The sequence below is a fragment of the uncultured Anaerovibrio sp. genome (assembly GCA_902786545.1).
Lineage (GTDB): Bacteria > Bacillota > Negativicutes > Selenomonadales > Selenomonadaceae > Anaerovibrio.
This window is the reverse complement of sequence record CADACU010000008.1, coordinates 16,158-33,352: the sequence shown is the minus strand read 5'-3', so window position 1 is coordinate 33,352 and position 17,195 is coordinate 16,158. Positions and strand designations below refer to the sequence as shown.

Genomic DNA, 17,195 nt, shown 5'->3' with positions numbered 1-17,195 from the left:
TCAGATAAGGCAACTTGCATTATTTGGAATTTAAACTGCTGGTTTAAAACCAGCAGTATTTTTTTGCGTACAATAGGGTGAAAAACAATAAAGCATTAAATATATGGGGGGATAGATATGATTTACATCTATTTCAAGGCAAGATTTCGGCCATCTGTGGCAATTGAAGATAATAATCCGGAAAAATATACTTTTTTTGAAGATATTGATAAAAATGATAAATACGAAAGAAGAAAGTGTATACAAAAGCTGAATAATATCATGCGGCATGATAAACATGGTTATGACATTATATGTTTGGGGTCGCAGGATCCAGGTACTTTGGATATGATTGTTGCATTTAAACAACGCACTGATGTAGTCAACATGAAGGAAATTTTGGATAAGGAGACTGAGTGGATATGGAAAGAACTGCAGATTTCTTATGACGGGAAAAATGATGCCGGGGAATGGAAAAATCACATTATTGAAGTAATGGAAAATACTATAAAAAGAATTACCTGGCAGGAAACCGGTAATAGAATTTTTGGTGGCCATGAGGATGACTTTCTAAGTGATGGGTACAGAAGGGTGAAGGATTATGGTCTTGAAATTGTAGTTGGTAACAGATTTAGGAATCGTACAGGAGTAGCTGTTGAGTGGAATATACGCAAGTGTGGCCTGAAGATAGACAATAAAGACGCTGCCTTAAAGCGTGCTGCCAGGCTGGCAGTGGATGACAGCTTTATGGCTGAAATTGATAGGATTTATGATGAGTCAAATCCACAGAAATTCTGTGGTATCCCAGTACATTATCAAATTACAGTGGAAAATCAGCAGGTGGCTGAGCAATATATTGATTTGCTGGTGGCAGCCTTATATAACCAAAAACGCCTTTTGACGGATGAGATTGCCCATCTTCGACTTAGTCCAAAGTGCAGAAGAATGTCCTCGGAAGATGTAGATATAGTTCATCATATAACGAATGGTTTTTATGGTGGCGTTATCGTACTGGAGCGGGACATAAGGGATATTAACGGTACATTATTGAGGTATTTTGAAGATACTGTCAGTGAGCATATAAATGAAAAAATCATGGAAAGCTTCAAGAATGTAATGTTTATATTTTATAAACACAAATTTGAAGAGACAATTATAGAGGATGATTTATCAGATGATAGAGAAAGAATGAATATTGTTAAGCTCTCTGAAGGATATGCCAATCGGGCCACTGCAAAAGAGTATTTAAAAGAATTGGCCGCTACCAGTGATTTCCCTCAGTACATGGATGATGCTGAATTTGAAAAAGTATTGCCTGTGGGAAATCAGATTACCTGTTCAGAAATATATAATGCTTTTGAGTGTTGGAATGACAATGTAATGAAAAATAAAGCCTTCATCTGCTATAAGGAAATAATGTCTAAAAGTGAGTTGAAGATAAAAAAGCACAATGAAATGGACAACGACCCATATGTTGAATTGCAGGAAATGATAGGGTTGGAAAGGGCTAAAGCATTGGTTGATGATATTCTTATGGGACAGGAGCTTAGAATACTGAAAGAAGCCAGGGGCTTCACTACCAACCGGGGATCCCACCATATCCTTTTTACCGGTAATCCGGGTAGTGCCAAAACCACTGTGGCCAGGCTTTTAGCTAAAATTTTGTATGATAGGCGTGTTACTACCAATCCGCGTCTGCTGGAATGTGGACGGGGGGATATTATAGCAAAATATGTGGGCCATACAGCAGATAAGGTGCGCAAGCTTTTTGAAAAGGCCGAAGGGGGAGTGCTGTTTATTGATGAAGCCTACTCCCTGGTGGATGACCGCCGGGGACTATATGGTGATGAGGCCATTGCTACCATAGTGCAGGAAATGGAAAATATGCGAAATAAAGTTATTGTGATTTTGGCCGGCTACAAGCAGCCAATGGAGAAGCTCCTTCAGGTTAATGAAGGCCTTCGCAGCCGTATTGGCTTTCATATTGATTTTCCTGATTATAATGCAGATGAGATGACGGAAATTATCAAATTGATGGCTTCCAAGCAGAACTATGTAATTAGTGGCAAGGCAATTCAGCGGTGTCATGAAATTTTTGTACAAGCATGTACCAACGAGGAGTTTGGCAATGGCCGTTTTGCCAGGAATTTATTGGAACAGGCCATTCTTCATCAGGCCAGACGCCTTTTGACAGCACATAATCGCAATAAGGAGTCAATTACAGACAAAGAACTGCGTCAACTTGAGATGGAAGATTTTGATGTAAATGCTGTGGAACGGTATAAAAAACAGGACCGGTTAAGTATAGGTTTTATTGCCTGAAATGAGGTGGGACAAATGCAGCTTTACTATATATATGACTGTGAAACCGGCACCTGGCAGGAGTCCCAGGCGGAGTGGGTGAAGGATGACATTGAAAAAATACCCGTAGAGCCGGTATTTGCTGACAGTAATCAGGATGATATAGACCGGTTACTGACGGAAAGTAAAGAGCACACTCTTTTCGCCTATTCAGGAAACAAATCAAAAAAACCTTACTACCAAGTACGGAAATATTCCAAATATGCCGTGGCCCGGTGGCGGGTTCAGCTTTTTGAAAAGCAGCAGACAGCCATTATCATTGCTGATGTTTATGTCTTGGATGAAGGAGTGATTATACGAAGGTCTTACAGGCAGTTATCTTTACGGCTTGATTATGGTCAATGGAAATATACGGCGGTACCAACTGATGAGGTTTCGGTTTTGTACAGAGGCAATAGTTATTCCAACAAATGGGATTGGGTGGATGATATTGGCTCGTATAACTATTCTTATACTGCCTATCCCCGTCTGCCGGAGAATATTGGCAACAGGGTTATGGATTTTCTGAAAAAACTGGCCAGGGCGGAGTTCGGTTTTGTACCAACGGTGCCAAAGAATATTCCCGTGAATCGCCTGCTGAGGTACTTTGTCCAGTTTCCCCTGGATGTTAATGTAGGATGGTATGTTGACCTTTTTGGGTATGATTTTAAGCGGAAGGTTCATCGTAATAATGACAGTAATTTTGAACTGGTCTGTGATTATCTGAATCTGCCCAGTGCTAAGAGCCTTAAAAAGGCCTATCATAGCAATGGACGGGTATTGCTTCTGTGTTATTTCCTTACCCGGGTTGGGCTAAGGGATGTTAATGCCTGGCAGCAGTTTTACAGTTTGACGGAAATAATGGGGGTGGATATTGGCCGGTTGGGATTGGATAAATATGGTGAATTGTACATTAAAAGTGGACATAGATACGATCATGTCTGGTGGGGGGATACTTGGAACCATTTGCTGTATAACATTGAGCGGGAATCTTTTTTTGAAGAGTGGCATCTGCTGGTAAACTGGCTTTCAGAACGCTGGGGAACCAAGCGGGCTGGGGAAATAATTTATCAGGTGATAGTCGATATGGACCCTATGGTACGGGATACATTGAATAAGTGGAAAAACAATTATATGAATGAAATGCTTCAGGAGAACTTCGTTCAGGCTATCCACCGATACGGCTTCACACGGGAAACCCATGATATAGCTTTTCCGCCCCAGCCTCAGCCTGTTAATCGTGTTGTGCAAAGGACCTTCGATTATGAAGCACATTGCCGTCGAATGATGAGCATTGAGTTTGAACTTACTAAGACGGAGCTGAGCCGGGTAGAAGAAACGAAGGATGGAACCTTTCGTATCGCTCACTCCGGGGCGGAATTGAAGGAGGTAGGTGCATTATTTCATAATTGTGTGTTCAGTTATACTGAAATGATGAATAATAAAATGTGCACAATCTACTATCTTGTACAACAGGGAAAAGCCAGAGCCTGTCTTGAAGTCAGGGACAAGATGATAATGCAGGCTTCCGGCCCATGCAACCGCAGGTTGGATAAGGATGCCACAACAGCGGTGCTGGAATGGGCCGTAAGACACAAGTTAAAGCTGGGTACATACTGCATGAGGGGGCATTAGGGAGTGGATATGGGATTTACATTTTATGGATTTTGTGGTAAAATATAACCAAAAATTTTTATGGGTTAAATGATAATACATACAGACTGAAGGTGGTGTGGCTTATGTATAAAATGGTTTATATCCCGGAAATTGATGCGGTGGCCAGCGGATACCGTCTGGGTGAGCTGATGCGGGACCATGGATATTCGGTAAATGATTTGGCCCTGCACTTAAAGGTGTCTCCCCAGACCATCTATAAATATATCCGTGGGGAAGCATATCCAAAGACCGCCCACCTGCTGGCCCTTTGCTATCTGCTCAGGTGTGATTTAAAGGATTTGTATGTATATAAAAAGGATGGCAATAAGGCTTTTGACGAAGATTTTTGCGTTCATATTATGGATTTGCAGTAAAAGCTATCAATATCATATGAATGATTGCAGCTATGTAGTTGACGGGGAGAGATATATATGATTATCGATTATGAAGATTTTCAGGAGCTGGCCTCACAGGGGCGGTCCAAGGACAAAAGGGGGTGGCGTGAGCTCTTTATCAAGCTTACCAATGATGATGCTTTGGAGTTTTCCATATATGACGAGCAGGAGAAGTATAACTACCGGGTTCTGGCCGCAATTGTGCTGCTTCACAGGCGGTATGGGAGCTGGGAAAAACTGAAGGCGGAGTTGGCTGCCAAATATCCCATGGCCGAAATGGATAATTTTTTGGCCGGCTACAGTGAGCTGGAGTGGTGTAATGACAAAAATATACAAAAAATTGCCAATCGACTGTCGGTAAATGACTTGATCACCATTATGCTGTGGTACAGCCGGTGGCGGCGGGAGCAGGAAAGCGTGCTTATCCACAACTTCCGGCTGAGCTGCTCGACTATGGTGTGTTTCCGCAACCGGCTGGTGGATTGTACGGTGAAGGCCGCCTTGGCGACGGTCAACGGCTTGCCGTTAAATGTGAATGCTATGTCACTGGACTGCCTGTTGGCTATGCTGGAGACACTCAGTGAGCCGGAGTGGGCTGGAAAACGGTTTTACTATATGGATGTTCCAGAGCCGGCCAGCATGGTGGAAAATGAGGCGGGCGATAGCCTGGCCCAGTCCTTGCTGGTGCTGGAGGCGCTGGATATTCATCCAGAGGAATTAACGGCCGGGGGCGAAACGGCCTCTTTGGCCGTGTTCCCGGATTATAACGGTCATTATCGTCGGCTGAAGCTGGAAAAAAAGATAGCTGAATGGTTTGACGCTTTGGTGGGGAAGCACCTGGAAAAAATAGGTGATACCGGAGAAGTGGCCCTTATCCTGGATGGCAGTTGGACTGACAATAAGATAGTTCAGCCTCTTATTGATGAGTATATGGCCAAGGGGCAGATTAAGTGTATTTTTAACATTCCGGGAACGGAGCACACCAGGGATAAGACGGAAGGTCAACGGCTGGTGGAACTCAGATGTGTGGTCTTTTCCCGGCAAAGCAGCAATGACAAGGTGAAGGTAGTTGACCTGTCAGATTTGCTGACGGGGAAGGAATACAGAGCATTGGCTGATGAACAACGGCTGATGGCACTGGAAACCACTATTAAAAAGCGGTTTCAGGCGGATGGAGAAAATGCTGCCTGGGTGGATAAGGAGTTCTTTTTGAGGCAGGCCAATGCCTATGATCCGTATTATTGCAATAGTGTCCTGTATCTGGAGCGGTTGCAGCAGGAGGGTAAATATGTTTCCCTGGAGCAGCTGGTGGGAAAAGCGCCAATAGCGGATAAGCTGGTGAAAGACGGGATAGTTGCCCCGGATATGATGTCAGTGTTCCGGCCGGTGTCCATGGGCCAGTTGGGGATTGTTAAGAAGAGTCTGACCGGAATGGGGCAGGAAGGTTCCCAGGAGAACAAGACACTGGTGTATATTGTAGCGGCCAAGCATATAAAAAAGGGTGAACTGCTGGCGGGTGATGAATCCTTGGACAGCATATGGGTTGGCCCGACAAAGATGGAAAAAATACAGCGGTATATCTTGCAGCCCGGCGACTTGCTGGTATCCCGGATTGGGGCGGCTGATGTGGCGTTGGTCACCGAGGCGGATATAGCTGGCCGGGTGCTGGTGGCAGCCGACTCGCTGCATATTATCCGTTGCACACCGGAAATAATGGAAAACCAGTCACTGATCATGAATACCCGATTTATGTATATGTACCTGCGGAGCAAGGCAGGCAAGCGTCAATTAAACAGTCTTACTGACGGATGGGAGATTAACCTTTTGACTATGAAAAAAATGTTGACCCTGAAATTTCCGACGGATGAAACCATCATAAAGGAAGTTACGGACAAGTGGCACCAAATTCAGGCCGCAAAGCAGCTGATTGATGGTTACATAAAATCGGCGGATGAAATTTTGAAAATATAATTACAGAATAACAGCCTTTCTGATACCCCATAACATCCGGGTGATGTTGTGGGGTATTTTTTTACCATTGACTTTTTGGTAAAATTTTGGTATAATATTACCAAAGATAAAAAATGGTAAAGGAGATGGCTCGTATGGGAGAAGTTTTTGACAAGACTGCTAATAGCATTTTCAATGATGTTCGTATGGCGCATTCACAGCTGGCTGATTGCAGTAATGAAGAATTGCTGTCCAGACTGGCCGACGATGAAGACCTTCTAAATTATTTTATATCTAAAAATGAAACCTTAATCTGGAGTGTTATTTACCAATTTAACTCCAGATATCAGGTAAGAAACTTTTGGCAGGATGATAGTTTGAGGCAGGAACTGTTCCAGATTGGTTTGATCAAGTTTTATGAGTGTATCAAAAAGTTCAGCCCTAAGCGGGGGAGACGGTTTTCTACCTTTGTTTACAAAGCCATTCATAATAGTTTGATAAGCTACTGCTTTGGCAATGAAAACCGTTTCCGCTTTTATGAGATTTTATCCCTTGATGGAGATGAACTGACAATGATAGCTTCTTCAGCCAAGTTTTCGCCAACACATAATTTGGGCAGTGAATTCCTTTATCAGTCATTGGCTGTATTGAGCCAATTGGAGCAGGCGGTTATTTGTATAAAAATGGATCTTAACCCGACAGCGATGCTTGCCCGGTATGATTTAAGCCCTTTTATTAGAAAAGCCCGTGCTTTAACGAAAAACCAGTTTTATAGTATCTATTCCCGGGCTATGATGAAGCTGAAATCGGATCATCGGGCCATGGCCAAGCTTACGGATGCCTATGAATGTCTGGTAGCCTAGTATTTAACGAAAAGGGAGGCTCCCACTATGGATATATCAAATATACATTACTCAACTAATTGTCAGAGTTGTGGATATATTGTTGAAATAACCCAGGATATAATCCGTCAGGAAGGGGTTGAATGTGATGCTTGTGGCCGGCATATCAGCCTGTGGGAGTTACCGGATAAGACCCTGGTCAAAAAAATTATGGAGATAAGAAAGAATGAGCTATACATGCTTTGGGAACAGAAGAAAAGGGAATATGATGAGTTTTCTAAAGTATTGCAGGATTTAAAAAATAAGTTGGATTGTCTTAACTATCCATATGAGTTTATCTTTTTGCGGCAAAGTCGGAAAGAGGATTTGCAGGATAGAATTGCGGCCCTGGAACCGCAGGTTGCGGCCATAAAATGCACCACGGAAGATATTTACAATCATTATGCTGGAATAAAAAATCGGTTAAATAGACTGTGAAAAGCAGCCCGGGAGAGGGGGAACGGTTATGAATAATGAGGCTTCCGGCTGTGGGTGCCTGATAATGTTAGTGATAGTAATACCATTTTTGTTTACCTGCCTGGAGCATGTGGGAATGATCTTTTCCATGCCTACTACCAAGGATTATATGCAGGATTGTTATCGGCAAAAGGCTTTTGATGAGGCCCATGAAATGGCAGCATCCCAGGAAAGGAAATACTGGGAGGGGCTGGGATATTCTGCTGAAAGAGATCTTAAATACTATGAGGTATATATCATTGAAAATAAGGATGAGTCTGAGAAGGAAGCTCTGCAGAACCGGACGGTCTATTTGGGGAAGGGGACTTATGAGGTAACGGCGGTGGTAGGTACCTATCTAGGTGAGACCAGAAATAACAAGTACGAACCGAAAACCAAGATTTACCGTGCCTACAAGGTCAGAATAAGCAGTCATCCGAAAAGGCGGTTTTATGGTACGGTAAATTTAAACTGGACTCAGGATTCCATTGTCCTTATGGAAACACAAAACAAGGGAACGCAGCTGGAATGCTGGCGTAAAGACCCGGGAAAAGGGGGTGGCAAATAATGACATTGTATAAATCATGTCGCCCTTTATACGATGCCATAAAGCTTGTCACCAATGATTTTGACGAAAAAAGATTGGAAAAATTGGGATGGGCTGTAAGCATCGTTATATGGCTGGCTATTATGTGGCTGGTTTGCCAAATCATTGATGATTACTTGGCTACTTGGTAAAAGGAGTTGGAAATATGAGCAGAGTGTTTTTGGATGTCATTTCTTATGAAGGGGATAGTAGTACCCTGATATACAAGTTTCCGGAAGCAGATTTTAATACTATGTCCCAACTGGTGGTGCATGAATCCCAGCAGGCGATACTGATGAAGGATGGTCGGATGCTGCAATCCTTTGGGCCGGGGCGTTATACTATGGATACAAAAAATATCCCGCTGTTGCGGGAGGTGGTGCAGATCCCCTTTGCTGATCATAAGACCCCGTTTCACTGCGAGATTTATTTTGTCAACCTTACCGAGCAGCTGAATGTAAACTGGGGAACCAACCAGGCGGTGGAGTATATTGACCCGACCTATAATGTGGTTATGAACATTGGTCTTAGTGGAACTATGAGCATTAAGGTCCATGACGGACGATTTATTCTGAAGCATTTAGTTGGAACCGAGGAATTGCTTTCTACGAAGGGGATAACTGGCTGGCTGAAGAATATTTGCCAGTCCAAGCTGAAGGCCTACATTGCCAATTATATGCAGCAGCCGGGGATCAGTATTTTTAATATGGATACCCAGCTAGAGAATATGAGCACGGCCCTTCAGGTGGATATGGGCCCTATAATTGCTGATTATGGTTTCAAGTTAATGTTTTTGACTGCCACTAATTTTGTCCGGCCACAAAATTGTGAAGGTTATAATAAGATAAAGGATCTTATGCTGCGGCAACGGGTGGCGGTGGATAATGCCCTGGTAGACCAGAAATTGGAACTTATTCAGGAAGACACTGAAGCGCAAAAACTGGTGATTGAGGCCAAAGGACTGGCGGAAAAACGGGTTATTGAAGGATATACCTATCAGCAGGAAAGGCAGTTTGACATAATGGAAAAGCTGGCGGCCAATAAAGGGATAGGGGACTTCAGTAACGCCGGTATCGGCATTGGTATGATGGCCAGTCTAGGCAATGTAATGGCCCCACAGATGACCGGTGTGTTGCAGCAGTCTATGCAGGCATCTCCGGCAACTGCCTCAGATTCTTCGTCGGGAGATAAGGTGTCATTCTGCATTTGTTGTGGCAGGCCGGTTAATAACGAGTTCAAATTCTGTCCATTCTGTGGTAAAGGAAAATGATAGAATTTGCTATATAATCATAAGAAATGATTTTAGGAGGAATTTATATGGCTACAATTTCCAAGGATACCAATGTTTGTGCAAGTTGCCGTTATTGGGGTGGGGAGCATCACTATATTGATACCTATGAAACAATGATTGAATATGAGCAGGAAACCGGCAAATGCCGTTGCCCACAGGCGACACCAAACGATCGGGCCCCATTTGATGGCTGCGGTTTTCATAAAGTGATGTAATTTTTACATATTCCTACAGATTAGGGATAAAATTCTGACAGTTTGTGATATAATATACCACGAGGTAGTATCGAGAACGGCTGTGAGGTGTATGCGATGAAACATATCCCTTATCTGTGTAATGATGTAAATGATTTTTCGCGCATTGTGGACGAATTTGCCAATATGCTGCCTGAACTGGGGAAATGTTCCTGCATTTTGGCTACTGTTTTTGTTGACATTAAGCTGAAAAAGAAAGCTCGGCAAATTATCAATAAGCTGCGGGAAACTTTGCCTAAGGTGAAAATAATAGGCGGTACGGTGTCGGCTAATATCACGGCAGGGGTCATTAACTATTATGGTGTTTCTGTGACATTTTCGGTGTTTGAGGAGTCCATGGTGGAGGTTTTGCCGGTTTATTGGGATGATGATGAAAGTGGGAAAATCGGCCGGGAGCTAACCGGACGGTTGATGCGTATGGAACAGCTGGTGGCAATCGGTATGTACTCGTCCGGCTATGCCATAAACATAGTGCCGTTTTTTAAGGAGTTATCCAAGCTGCCTTCTGACATCATTTTTTTTGGTGGAGTAGCGGATGATGGTACTGCTGATGGGCAGGGCTTTGTTTTTACAGGCAGTGATATTATTTACCGCGGACATGTAATGGTGGTGTTCAGAGGACGGTCTCTGCAGGTAAATGTAGGGTATAGCAGTGGCTGGCAGCCATTGGGCAAGATTATGACGGTTACCCGGCTGAGCAATCAGCACACCATATGCGAAATTGATGATGTTCCGGTGAAATCTATTTATGAAAAATATTTGGGGATTTCCAAATGGAATGAAGATTTTTTAAATGAAGCCGTAATGTTCCCATTTGTTGTAATGCGAAAAGGAACCTCCCTTTCCCGATTGCCACGCATTGTGGATGGTGATGGCAGTGCAAATTATGGAGCGGATTTTATATTAGGGGAGAAAGTGCGACTGGGCTACGGCAATCCGGAAATTATTATTCACGAGGCAAGAAATCTCCAGCATGATATGGTGAGATTTCAGCCAGAGGGAGTTTTTGCGGTAAGCTGCTGGGCCAGACAGGTTATGCTGAACATCGATGTGAACCAGGAACTGGAGGCTTGCCGGAAATCGGCTCCATCTACAGGGATTTACGCTTTAGGCGAGTATATCCGGTCACAGACTGGGGACATTTATATAAATAATATGAGCTTGTCGATTATTGGCTTCAGGGAAGGTGGCGTGACGAACAGCTTCTACGAAAGCAGGTCAATGGAACCTATCAGATTGGAACGGAGTAATAGTATCTTAAGCTATTTGATGCACTTTGTTCAGGCAGTGTCCAGCGAGCTGGAGGAAAGCAACCGACGGCTGAAGGCATTGGCGCACACCGATTTTCTTACCAACCTTTTAAATAGGGCTGAATTGGAGGCCGAGATGGAAAACATCCTGTACGACAATAAGTTCAGTGACACAGGTTCCGTCGTACTTATGCTTGATATCGATAATTTTAAGCAGATCAATGATAGCTTCGGGCATGATGCTGGGGATCGGGTGCTCAAGGGTGTAGCGGAGATAATACGCCAGAATATCCGGGCGTCAGATAGGGCTGGTCGCTGGGGCGGTGATGAATTTATCATTGTTTTCAACCGGACCAATATTAGCGTGGCCAAGCAAATTGCCATGCGCATACGGGAGAAGATTATGAACACGGCCATGGACTATAATGATTTCCAGATTACGGTCAGCATAGGCTTGGCCGGCACCCGGAAGGGGGACACGGTATTGTCACTGTTCCAGCGGGTGGATATGGCTATGTATAAGTCGAAAAATCAGAATGGAAAAAACAGTATAACAATTGGGTAAGGGATTAGAAGATGGGTATGCTATCGGTGAGAGCCGTTGGCGTGCCCATTTTTGTGTTGTGCGGTTTGGACTTTCAATATAATATGTGATAAAATTAAATGGTTATATATGAGTGTAGGAGGGTGTTTTAGTGGCACTGTTAGATATTGTTAAGGCTGGTGACCCAGGTTTAAAGCAGGTGGCTCAGCCGATAGAAAAAGTAGATGCTAAATTGCGTAAGCTGATGGATAATATGGCGGAAACTATGTACGCGGCCAATGGTGTTGGCCTGGCAGCTCCCCAGATTGGTCAGTCCATCCGTTTGGTGGTAATCGATGTGGAGGATGAAAATGGTCTGTTGACCATGGTTAATCCGGAGATTATAAAAAAAGAGGGTAACATTGTTGACCAGGAGGGCTGTCTCAGTGTGCCAAATGTATTTGGCGATGTGGAACGGGCTGAAAAGGTTACAGTGGAATTCCTCAACCGTTGGGGGAAGAAAAAACGCCTTACAGCCAGCGGCCTGCTGGCCCGGTGCATCCAGCACGAGCTGGATCATCTGGAGGGGGTACTCTTTATTGATGTGGCCAAGTCCATAAGACAGGGTGATAAGAAATGAGTAAATTGAAAACAGTTTTTATGGGAACGCCAGATTTTGCCGTGGATTGCCTGCGGGTAATGGCGGAAAAGACTGATGTGGTCATGGTAGTGACCCAGCCGGACCGGCCGAAAGGACGAGGACAAAAACTTACTCCTTCCCCGGTGAAGGTTCGGGCTTTGGAATATGGCCTGCCGGTTTGGCAGCCGGAAAAAATTAAGACACCTGATTGTGTGGCAAAGCTTGAGGAATTACAGCCTGATTTGATTGTGGTAGTGGCCTTTGGCCAGATTTTATCCCAGAAGATTTTGGATATCCCAAGATTAGGCTGTGTCAATGTACATGCTTCCTTGTTGCCGCGGTATCGGGGGGCAGCACCTATTCATTGGTCTATTATCAACGGGGAGACCGAAACCGGCGTTACCACTATGATGATGGATGCCGGGCTGGATACCGGGGATATGCTTCTTAAAAGCAAGACGGAAATCACCCCTGATATGACTACGGCGGAGCTGCATGACAAGCTGTCAGCCATGGGTAGTGCTTTATTATCGGATACGGTAGATGGTTTGGCGGCTGGTACTTTGCAGGGAGAGCCCCAGGATGGGAGCCTGTCCAATTATGCTTCCATGCTTACCAAGGAGACGGCCCATATTGATTGGAACAAATCGGCCCGGGAAATACATAACCTGGTCCGGGGATTAAACTCATGGCCAGTGGCATGGACTATGCTGGATGGTAAGAATTATAAGATTTGGCGGACCAGAGTATTGGCAGATAAAGCTGGTAAGCCGGGTGAGGTGCTGGAAACAACCAAGAAAAGCTTTGTGGTGGCAGCAGGCCAAGGTGCAGTGGAGATTTTGGAAATTCAGCCACCTAGCAGGAAGCGCATGGCCGCCGGCGATTTCGTCCGGGGGAATGGTATCGCTACAGGTGCTGTGTTTGAATGATTATATTCTGGATATATGAGGCAACAGGCCTTAGGTGAGGATGTTGACGGTTATGGATTGTATGGCAGAAAAGCCCAAGAAACGCCTGTTTATCGAGCTGATTTCCGGCAGCTATGCCGTGATGCTCGTTACCTTTTGGATGGTATGGTATATAACTTATCCTGGGCTATACAATATAAATGAATATTTGCCGGTGATATTTGGTGTTATTCTGTGCGGATTGCTGTTCCTTATGGGGTTTGGCATTGTGGGAATGGTATTTGGCATTTTGGGTTGGCCGTTACCGTCGCTATTTAAACGGCAGACCTATTCCCTGTTAAATATGCTGTTTTATGTGGTGCTGGACTCCGGAAAACTGTTGGGAATTGATCGGCGACGGATTGAATCATCTTTTGTGGCGGTGAGCAATGCCATTGTCCGAAACCGTCATTTAAAGGTCCTACCAGATCGGCTGTTGGTAGTAACACCCCATTGTTTACAACTGGCGTCCTGTCCTCACAAAATTACCCGAGACCATAATAACTGCAAACGATGCGGTGGGTGTAATATCGGTGATTTGGTGCAGCTGGCCGAGGAAATAGGTTTTCATTTCTTTGTGGTGACCGGTGGTACCTTGGCCCGGCAGAAGGTGAAGGAAATTCGCCCCAAGGCTGTGGTGGCCATTGCCTGTGAGCGGGATTTGACCAGTGGCATACAGGATGTATATCCGTTGCCGACAGTGGGCATTATGAATATTCGTCCCAATGGACCTTGCTACAATACCAAAGTTGATATAGAAGATTTTAGGCGGGTCATCACGGAGATAATTGATTTGCCTGACGCTGAAAAGTCAGGCAATAGTAAGGAGAATTAAATGGATAAAGCGCGGGCAAGGGCTTTAAAGATTATAAATGCGGTCCATGAACAGGAGGCTTATGCCAATGTAGCTCTGGCCAAGGAGCTTAGAAAAGGCGGTCTGAGTGATATGGACCGTCGTTTTGTTACTGAGCTGGTTTATGGAACGGTAAAGGCGGGCGAAACGCTGGATTGGATAATCCGCCAGTATATTAACCGGCCTCTCAGCAAGGTTGAGCCGATAATTCGGGATATTCTCCGCATGGGAGTTTATCAGCTGCGCTATATGGATAAGGTGCCGGCGTCAGCCGCCTGCAATGAATCGGTGGAGCTGGCCAAACATTGTGGACATGCCGGACTGGCTAAATTTGTCAATGGTGTAATGCGTACTATGGTTAGGGAACCGGAAAAGGGGGCATTTCCGGAAGGAAAGGGCAAGGCTACGGTGCAGCTGGCTTTGGCTCAGCAGCATCCGGAGTGGCTGGTTCGCCGCTGGATTAAGGAGTTTGGCTACGAAGAAGCAACCCGGCTCTGTGAATTTAACAATCAACAGGCACCGTTATCGGTTCGGACCAATACCCTAAAAACCAATCGTTTAGAGCTTATGCTGCAGCTGGTGGCAGCCGGCCTGGAATGTGAAAAGTCCTCCTTTACTAATGAAGGGGTAATTATAAAATCTCACGGTTCGCTGGATTCGTTGCAGGTGCTGCAGGAAGGGTATTGCCAGGTTCAGGATGAAAGCTCTATGCTGGTGGCTCATGTGGTGGATCCCCAGCCTAATGAGCTGATTTTGGATGTATGTAGTGCCCCTGGGGGCAAGACTACCCATATGGCGGCATTGATGGACAATCGGGGGCGGATCGTGGCAGGTGATATATACCAGCATAAGCTGGACCGGATTATGGACAATGCCAATCGGTTGGGAATATCTATTATTGAGCCTATGCTGATTGACGCCAGAGAAATTTGGCAGGAATTTCCACAACAGGCGGACCGGGTGCTGGTGGATGCGCCGTGTTCCGGATTGGGAGTCCTGCGGCGGAAACCGGATTCCCGATGGCGTAAGACCAAGGAGCTTTTGACAGAATTACCTAAGCTTCAGCTGCAAATTTTAAAAAGCGCCGGAGCGGCGGTAAAGCCTGGAGGATTGTTGGTGTACAGTACCTGTACCATTGCCCGGGAGGAAAATCAGGATGTGGTAAAGGCTTTTTTGGAGGTGGCCAGCGAGTTTTCACTGGTAAATGCCGGCGAAAGATTGCCGGTGCCCCGTACAGAGGATATGGTACAGCTTTACCCACAGCGGGATGGAACAGATGGGTTTTTCATCGCCTGTATGAGGAGAAAATAAATAGAAATGGAAAATTTATTTGGCAAAACACTACAGGAGCTGACTGAGATGCTTGTGGCTTGGGGAATGCCCAAGTTCCGGGGCAAGCAGCTGGCGGATTGGATGTATAAAAAAAGCATTACGGATTTTAATGCTATGCAGAACCTGCCCAAAGATATGCGGGAAAAGCTGGCGGCCAGCTGTGTTATTGACCGGGCCAGTCGGGTGGACCAGTTGGATTCGGTTGATGGGAAAACCTCAAAATTTCTGCTGAATTTCGCCGATGGCGTGGGTGTGGAAACGGTGCTTATGCGACAGCCATACGGCAACAGCATTTGTGTATCCTCTCAGGCCGGCTGCAATATGGGGTGTGCTTTTTGTGCCTCTACACTGCATGGCATGGTGCGTAATCTGACGGCTGGCGAAATGTTGGCCCAGACTTATTATATAAACGACCTGCTCAGTCAAACCGGGGAAAAGGTAGACACAATCGTAATCATGGGCTCCGGGGAACCGTTGACTAATTATGATAATGTGCTTAAATATATTCGGCTTCTTCATGAGGATTATGGCCTGGGTATGAGTTATCGCAGTATAACTCTGTCCACTTCCGGGATTGTGCCAAATATTTATCGGCTGGCAGCAGAGGAGATACCGGTTAATCTGTCTATTTCTTTGCATGCACCGGAGGATGCGCTGAGAAGTGAGCTTATGCCAATCAACCGAAAATATCCTCTTAGTGAGGTGGTCAAGGCTGGCCGGGATTATGGCGATACCACTCATCGTAGAGTTACCTATGAATATATTTTGATTGATGGAGTTAATGACAATATGAAGCAGGCCAAGGAATTGGTCGGGCTTTTGAAGGGCCAGCTGGCCAGTGTGAATTTAATTCCCATAAATCCAGTGGCAGAACGGGGCTGGAACCGGCCGTCTCCGGCCCGGATAAACGCTTTTGAACAATATTTGGACCAGCACCATATTACTGTTACTGTCCGGCGGGAGATGGGCAATGATATACAGGCGGCCTGTGGTCAGCTGCGGAATCGGCATCTGACTGGGGAAGGCTGATAATTGTATTTACTTGCAATGGTTTAAGTTGTAAAATTAGGGCAGCTAGTGTACTGGCACGGTGAATAGGAGGACTTTTCATATGTCTATTGGCAATTTGGAGTCTTTTTTGGAAAGAAAAATAGAGGGCTTTTTCAACCGCAAGTTAAGCAGTGGCTTGGAACCTAGTGAGGTCATGAAGCAGCTGGAGCGGGAAATACTCAGAAGACGGCGCAAGAGCCAAAATGGCGTTATTGTGCCTAATTCGTATTATATTGAAATGGCGCCGGAGGATTATCAGCGGCTTTGTGCCCGTCGGTTCCTGGACGAAATATATATTATGGTGGAAAAGGCAGTTATAAATAATGACTGCTTTATGGATGGCCATCTGGAAATAACTGTCAACTCCAACGAAGAGCTTTCCAGGGGGAATTGCGAGGTTTTGGGCCGGTTTGAAGATGATTTTTATGAGGAAAAGCCGGCGGAGAAAATGGAGTGCCACACCATAGTATTGGACAAGTCAGAATTTAATCCACCCCTCAACCTGCCAACGGAGTATAAAACAGTAAGTTTGTTGGCTATCGAGGGACAGGATATTGACTCTTATTTGGAATTTGGTGAGAAGAATATTTATATTGGCCGTCGGGTGAATAATGATTTCATTTTGACGGATACCAATGCATCGAGGGTACATGCCTATATTACCTATGAGCGGCACCGGCATATTCTTTATGATGCGGAAAGTCTGAATGGCACCTATGTAAATGGACAGCGGGTGGTTTTGCCCCAGCTCCTTCATCCCGGGGATGAAATCGGCGTGGGGGAAACGGTGCTTCTGTATGAGGTGATTTGAT

At 45.1% G+C, this 17,195-nt stretch carries 17 protein-coding genes; all 17 read left to right on the top strand.

Annotated features, from left to right (window positions below; genetic code table 11):
- Positions 1-117 precede the first annotated feature (117 nt).
- The 17 genes from QZV24_RS02700 to QZV24_RS02620 all read left to right on the top strand — a co-directional run bounded on the left by QZV24_RS02700 (position 118) and on the right by QZV24_RS02620 (position 17,194).
- The gene (locus QZV24_RS02700) at positions 118-2,301 is read left to right on the top strand and encodes an AAA family ATPase (protein ID WP_294519795.1); all 2,184 of its coding nucleotides are present in this window, start codon (positions 118-120) and stop codon (positions 2,299-2,301) included.
- A gap of 15 nt (positions 2,302-2,316) precedes the next feature.
- Positions 2,317-3,954, top strand: coding sequence for a PcfJ domain-containing protein (locus QZV24_RS02695; protein ID WP_294519792.1), 1,638 nt, complete (start codon positions 2,317-2,319; stop codon positions 3,952-3,954).
- Positions 3,955-4,058: 104 nt separating this feature from the next.
- Complete coding sequence (locus QZV24_RS02690; RefSeq protein ID WP_294519787.1) at positions 4,059-4,349, top strand: helix-turn-helix transcriptional regulator; 291 nt, start codon at positions 4,059-4,061, stop codon at positions 4,347-4,349.
- Positions 4,350-4,406: 57 nt separating this feature from the next.
- Positions 4,407-6,341, top strand: a complete 1,935-nt coding sequence (locus QZV24_RS02685; RefSeq protein WP_294519780.1) for a hypothetical protein — start codon at positions 4,407-4,409, stop codon at positions 6,339-6,341.
- Positions 6,342-6,475: 134 nt separating this feature from the next.
- Positions 6,476-7,183: a sigma factor gene (locus tag QZV24_RS02680; protein ID WP_294519775.1), complete on the top strand. Its 708-nt coding sequence runs from the start codon at positions 6,476-6,478 to the stop codon at positions 7,181-7,183.
- Between the two features lie 27 nt (positions 7,184-7,210).
- On the top strand, positions 7,211-7,639 hold the full coding sequence (locus QZV24_RS02675) for a hypothetical protein (RefSeq protein WP_294519771.1): 429 nt from the start codon (positions 7,211-7,213) through the stop codon (positions 7,637-7,639).
- A gap of 28 nt (positions 7,640-7,667) precedes the next feature.
- On the top strand, positions 7,668-8,225 hold the full coding sequence (locus QZV24_RS02670) for a hypothetical protein (protein ID WP_294519766.1): 558 nt from the start codon (positions 7,668-7,670) through the stop codon (positions 8,223-8,225).
- Positions 8,225-8,395, top strand: a complete 171-nt coding sequence (locus QZV24_RS02665; RefSeq protein WP_294519761.1) for a hypothetical protein — start codon at positions 8,225-8,227, stop codon at positions 8,393-8,395. Before QZV24_RS02670 ends, QZV24_RS02665 begins: the two co-directional genes overlap by 1 nt.
- A gap of 14 nt (positions 8,396-8,409) precedes the next feature.
- Positions 8,410-9,513, top strand: a complete 1,104-nt coding sequence (locus QZV24_RS02660) for an SPFH domain-containing protein (RefSeq protein WP_294519757.1) — start codon at positions 8,410-8,412, stop codon at positions 9,511-9,513.
- A gap of 47 nt (positions 9,514-9,560) precedes the next feature.
- On the top strand, positions 9,561-9,749 hold the full coding sequence (locus tag QZV24_RS02655) for a hypothetical protein (protein WP_294519754.1): 189 nt from the start codon (positions 9,561-9,563) through the stop codon (positions 9,747-9,749).
- A gap of 96 nt (positions 9,750-9,845) precedes the next feature.
- Positions 9,846-11,603: a GGDEF domain-containing protein gene (locus QZV24_RS02650; RefSeq protein WP_294519751.1), complete on the top strand. Its 1,758-nt coding sequence runs from the start codon at positions 9,846-9,848 to the stop codon at positions 11,601-11,603.
- A gap of 130 nt (positions 11,604-11,733) precedes the next feature.
- Complete coding sequence (gene def / locus QZV24_RS02645; protein ID WP_294519748.1) at positions 11,734-12,201, top strand: peptide deformylase; 468 nt, start codon at positions 11,734-11,736, stop codon at positions 12,199-12,201.
- Entirely contained in the window at positions 12,198-13,130 is a 933-nt protein-coding gene (gene fmt / locus QZV24_RS02640; protein WP_294519746.1) for a methionyl-tRNA formyltransferase, read from the top strand. The genes def and fmt overlap by 4 nt, the downstream gene beginning before the upstream one ends.
- Before the next feature lie 52 nt (positions 13,131-13,182).
- Positions 13,183-13,983: a DUF116 domain-containing protein gene (locus tag QZV24_RS02635; RefSeq protein ID WP_294519743.1), complete on the top strand. Its 801-nt coding sequence runs from the start codon at positions 13,183-13,185 to the stop codon at positions 13,981-13,983.
- The gene (gene rsmB, locus QZV24_RS02630) at positions 13,984-15,312 is read left to right on the top strand and encodes a 16S rRNA (cytosine(967)-C(5))-methyltransferase RsmB (RefSeq protein WP_294519739.1); all 1,329 of its coding nucleotides are present in this window, start codon (positions 13,984-13,986) and stop codon (positions 15,310-15,312) included.
- A 6-nt stretch (positions 15,313-15,318) separates the two neighbouring features.
- Positions 15,319-16,362 carry a 23S rRNA (adenine(2503)-C(2))-methyltransferase RlmN gene (gene rlmN, locus QZV24_RS02625; RefSeq protein WP_294519736.1) on the top strand — a complete coding sequence of 348 codons (1,044 nt, stop codon included), beginning with the start codon at positions 15,319-15,321 and terminating at the stop codon, positions 16,360-16,362.
- A gap of 82 nt (positions 16,363-16,444) precedes the next feature.
- Positions 16,445-17,194: an FhaA domain-containing protein gene (locus QZV24_RS02620; protein WP_294519733.1), complete on the top strand. Its 750-nt coding sequence runs from the start codon at positions 16,445-16,447 to the stop codon at positions 17,192-17,194.
- Position 17,195: the final 1 nt, after the last annotated feature.